Source organism: Vibrio sp. OPT46, from assembly GCF_015163535.1.
Lineage (GTDB): Bacteria > Pseudomonadota > Gammaproteobacteria > Enterobacterales > Vibrionaceae > Vibrio > Vibrio alginolyticus.
The window spans coordinates 13915-17825 of record NZ_JADDYG010000120.1; the positions used below are offsets into that span (position 1 = coordinate 13915).

General features: G+C 43.3%; 5 protein-coding genes. 2 read left to right on the plus strand and 3 right to left on the minus strand.

The window, feature by feature from the left end; translation table 11 throughout:
* On the minus strand, nt 1-241 hold a 241-nt coding region (locus IQR33_RS32350; protein ID WP_228013770.1), incomplete at its 3' end, for an MFS transporter.
* Nucleotides 242-400: 159 nt separating this feature from the next.
* On the opposite strand from IQR33_RS32350, the gene IQR33_RS05295 reads away from it, so the two are divergent.
* Nucleotides 401-1285 carry a LysR family transcriptional regulator gene (locus tag IQR33_RS05295; RefSeq protein WP_042523726.1) on the plus strand — a complete coding sequence of 295 codons (885 nt, stop codon included), beginning with the start codon at nt 401-403 and terminating at the stop codon, nt 1283-1285.
* Nucleotides 1286-1400: 115 nt separating this feature from the next.
* On the opposite strand, the gene IQR33_RS05300 is transcribed toward IQR33_RS05295, so the two are convergent.
* Both IQR33_RS05300 and IQR33_RS05305 read right to left on the minus strand, forming a co-directional pair.
* Nucleotides 1401-2306, minus strand: coding sequence for a TIGR03571 family LLM class oxidoreductase (locus tag IQR33_RS05300; RefSeq protein ID WP_017635965.1), 906 nt, complete (start codon nt 2304-2306; stop codon nt 1401-1403).
* A gap of 132 nt (nt 2307-2438) precedes the next feature.
* Nucleotides 2439-3344, minus strand: a complete 906-nt coding sequence (locus IQR33_RS05305; RefSeq protein ID WP_017635966.1) for a LysR family transcriptional regulator — start codon at nt 3342-3344, stop codon at nt 2439-2441.
* Nucleotides 3345-3456: 112 nt separating this feature from the next.
* Here IQR33_RS05305 and IQR33_RS05310 point away from each other — a divergent pair.
* Nucleotides 3457-3911 (plus strand): aldo/keto reductase (locus IQR33_RS05310; RefSeq protein WP_193843577.1); only part of this gene is annotated, 455 nt, incomplete at its 3' end.

The window sequence follows — 3911 nt, forward strand, 5'->3', positions numbered from 1 at the left end:
CAAGAACAAACAGTGCCATAACAGAAAGCAGAACGTACTTTCTTTTCCAGTTACCAGTCAGCGCTGTTAAAACGGGAGCACCAACCGCGACACCAAGTGCGTACAGGCTAACTAAAAGACCCGCTGAAGGTAATGATACGTTGAGGTCGGAGGCCATAGTCGGTATCAGACCGACAATTACAAACTCCGTGGTTCCAATAGCAAAGGCGCTAAGCGTCAATGCAAGTAAAGCTAAAGGCATAACAACTCTCTCTTAAAATCATTGAATATGAATGGATAAACGAATAGCCCGTCTCCATGTCGTGTATTATTAAAGAGTTATTCGTTGCGAAAAATGGTGTTTATTACAAAATACTTTTGTTATAAATGATTAAAATGCGCAGTTAAGAAAGGGGATGAAATGTTAACCCGATCAGATGAATTAGAGATTCTCATGGCAGTTGTGGATAGTGGTGGATTTTCTTCCGCTGCTGATGCACTAGGTATTCAAGTCGCTAGGGTATCTCGTGCGGTTAGTAAAGTTGAATCACAGTTGGGGGTAACCTTGCTGAATCGCACGACACGCAGAGTGGAAGTTACTGAGGAAGGGCATCAGTTTGTTGAAGCGGTTCGCTTAGGTTTACTACAAATACAGCAAGCTGAAGAAGAGATCATCACACGAGGTGAATTACCCAAGGGGCGCTTAAGAGTTGATGCCGCTAGCCCATTTGTTTTACATCAACTCGTGCCGTTAATTCAGCCATTTAAAGAGGCTTATCCTGATATTCAACTCGATCTTACCTCTAATGAGGGTTTTGTGGATCTATTGGAAAAAAGAACCGATGTGGCAATACGTATTGGACGATTATCGGATTCAACACTGCATGCTAAACCTTTAGGAACAAGCCCACTATTTATCGTTGCCACGCCTGGTTATTTATCTAAACGAGGTTTCCCTGAAGCGGTGGGCGATTTGCGCAGTCATAACTTGATCGGTTTTTCTGGCGCTAAAGTGTTAAATCAGTGGCCATTACGAGGGTTTGAGATGATAGAGCCTGATATCCTATCCAGCAGTGGTGAAACGGTTAGACAGTTAGTGCTGGCAGGGAACGGCATTGCATGTTTATCTGGCTTTATGGTGAAAGATGATCTTGATTCTGGACGGTTAGTGGCATTGTTTGAATCGGAAAAAATCACAAATACTGGACGAGAACAGGTCAATGCTGTGTTCTACAAATCTTCTTCAGTCTCTAAGCGTATTTCCGCGTTCATCGACTTTATTCAACCAAGACTTACTTTAAAATAACACTATTATTGTTGTTTTAACAAAAGAATTTTGTCGTTATTGCAGCTTTTGTTTTTCCAACTGCCAAGCCTAGCGTGCCACCCCTTAGTAAGGTGGCACATATTTTTATTTGATCTTAGTTAAAGCGTGGCAACACGTACTGAGCGATCTGTTCCATTGATTTATCAATTGGTTGGCTATTACGACGGAAATGCAACCCGATGTGATTGACTCCTGCTTCTTGCATTTTTTCGAGCTCATCGCTCAAGCCATTGACTCCGGCCCGGATACCAAAATGATGCCGAACGACTGGTGCATTTGGGTTATCGACTAAATCAAGATGAATAAAGCTGGCGTAGGGTTTGTTTCCCGCTACGGAGCGCCAAAGTGCAACGCGGTGTTCATGATCATCAGGTGTGCCTGGGTAGGCGAGCCAGCCGTCTAGGTTTTCTCCTATCCATTGTGGACTTTGCTGCGCTAACCCTGCGACATAGATAGGAATATCAGCAAACTCGGGTAATAACTGTAGATCGTTACCCAGTTTATCATTTTGCGTATCTTTCAAAATCTCTACACTTTCTCGAAAAGCTGAGCCACGGCTGTCAAAGTTGGCATTAAAAACGGGATATTCACTAGGGCGGTCTCCACTAGCCACACCGAGTATCAGGCGGTCACCACTTAACTCGTTGATGGTCGCAGCGGCTTTTTTCACTAGCCAAGGTTGTCTTAACGGTAATACTATCGCTGCTGTCCCTAGTAGAATGTTGTCGGTGCACGCAGAGAGATAGCCAAGATAACTGAACGGTTCATAAATTTGTGCCGCGTCTCCAAAGTTAGGGTCGTACAACGGGACATCTCTCACCCACGCTACGTTAAAGCCTAACTTATCGGCTAACATAATACGCTGTTTATGTGCACTCATGTCTGGTACGCCGAATGGTTTTCGTTGGAGCAGGCGTTTTGTCTGGCCTTCTTGGGTCCAGTCATTATCTAGGGGGAGCTCAACACCGATGGTGAATCTGTTACTTAAATCTTTATGCATTATGAAGCCTGACTATTACTTTGAGTACTAGGAGGCAAGGTGCCTCCCTGATATTCAGGACACTATGAGATTTTTGTTGTGAGAAAAAGCGGCAAAAAGACAAAAGTGTTTTGCCACAAACAGCGGTGGTCTTTAAAGGAACTGGTGGTTCTCTACCTTGATTTCTTGCTTGATGAAGTCAATAAAAGAGCTGATCCGGCGTGAGGTACTGGCATTTTTGTAATACACCGCATGAACTGGCTGTTCGACATTATGCGTGTGTTCACTAAGCACGCCCACTAAGCGACCAGCTTGTCGGTCAGAGTAGGTCATAAAGTCAGACAGGCAAGCTATCCCCGCACCATGTAAGGCTAAACATCTTAGCGTCTCGCCATTATCAGATCTTAGGCTACTCATAATACGCAGAAGTTTGTTCTTATCATCCATGATCGGCCATTCCTTAAGATACTCCGGCTTGTTGAATCCAAGTAGCTTGTGATTGAGTAACTGATCTATTGAGGTTGGAGTACCATGTTGTCTTAAATACTCTGGACTCGCGACGATTCGAATCCGACTTTTACCAAGAAATATCGCGCGCATGGTTGAGTTTTGTAGCTCACCGATACGAAAAGCAACATCGGTTTTTGTTCCCAAAAGGCTAATATTTTCCTCATTGGAATTGAGATCGATTTCGACTTCTGGATACAAGCTCTGATATTTAGCAATGTGCGGCGTTAGTACGTGCAGTAAGAAGGGGGTAGCTGCGTTTATTCGTAGGAGGCCAGAAGGCTTATATTTCTGGCTTTTCAGTTGTGCTTCGGCATTCTCTACTGCTTCTACAATATGTCTGACTTTATCGAGGTATATCGTTCCTTCATTAGTAACATCTAACTTACGGGTTGTGCGATTTAACAAGGTCGTTTCGAGTTTGGCTTCTAGCCGAGATACCGATCGACTCACCGCCGAGACGGTCATCGATAACAGTTCAGCCGCAGAGCTGATTGAACCCGTATCGACCACGGCCATAAAGGTGCGCATTTCATCTAGAGTAGCTTTCATTGTTGAATATATTTCAAATTAGATTTGAGTATTGTTAACTTTACGGAAAGTTTCTTGCGGCGTAAAGTTTTGCTTCGAATCAACTATAAAATCGATAATTCAGGAGATTTAGATGAAAGTACCATCATTTGGCGTCGGCACGTTTCGTTTAGAGGGTGAAGTAGTTAAGGATTCAGTCCGTAATGCGTTAGAAGTGGGTTACCGCGTAATTGATACTGCACAGATTTACGGTAATGAGGCAGAAATCGGTGAAGTATTGACACAGTCCGGTATTGCACGTGATGAGCTATTCATTACGACCAAGATCTGGGTTGATAACATGAACACGGAACAACTCATTCCAAGTCTAAAAGAGAGCTTAGAAAAGCTAAATACAGATTATGTGGATTTGACCTTGATCCACTGGCCTGGCAATAACAATAACTTGAACGAATACATGGCTTCATTACTTGAAGCTAAATCGCAAGGCTTAACCCGTAATATTGGCGTATCCAACTTTAATATTGACTTGTTGCAACAAGCGATAGAAGTGGTCGGTAAAGAGAATATTGTTACTAACCAAATCGA

Coding starts and splice junctions, on each gene's coding strand:
- IQR33_RS05300 (WP_017635965.1), bottom strand. CDS start 2,306: ATGCATAAAGATTTAAGTAACAGATTCACCATCGGTGTTGAGCTCCCC.
- IQR33_RS05295 (WP_042523726.1), top strand. CDS start 401: ATGTTAACCCGATCAGATGAATTAGAGATTCTCATGGCAGTTGTGGAT.
- IQR33_RS05305 (WP_017635966.1), bottom strand. CDS start 3,344: ATGAAAGCTACTCTAGATGAAATGCGCACCTTTATGGCCGTGGTCGAT.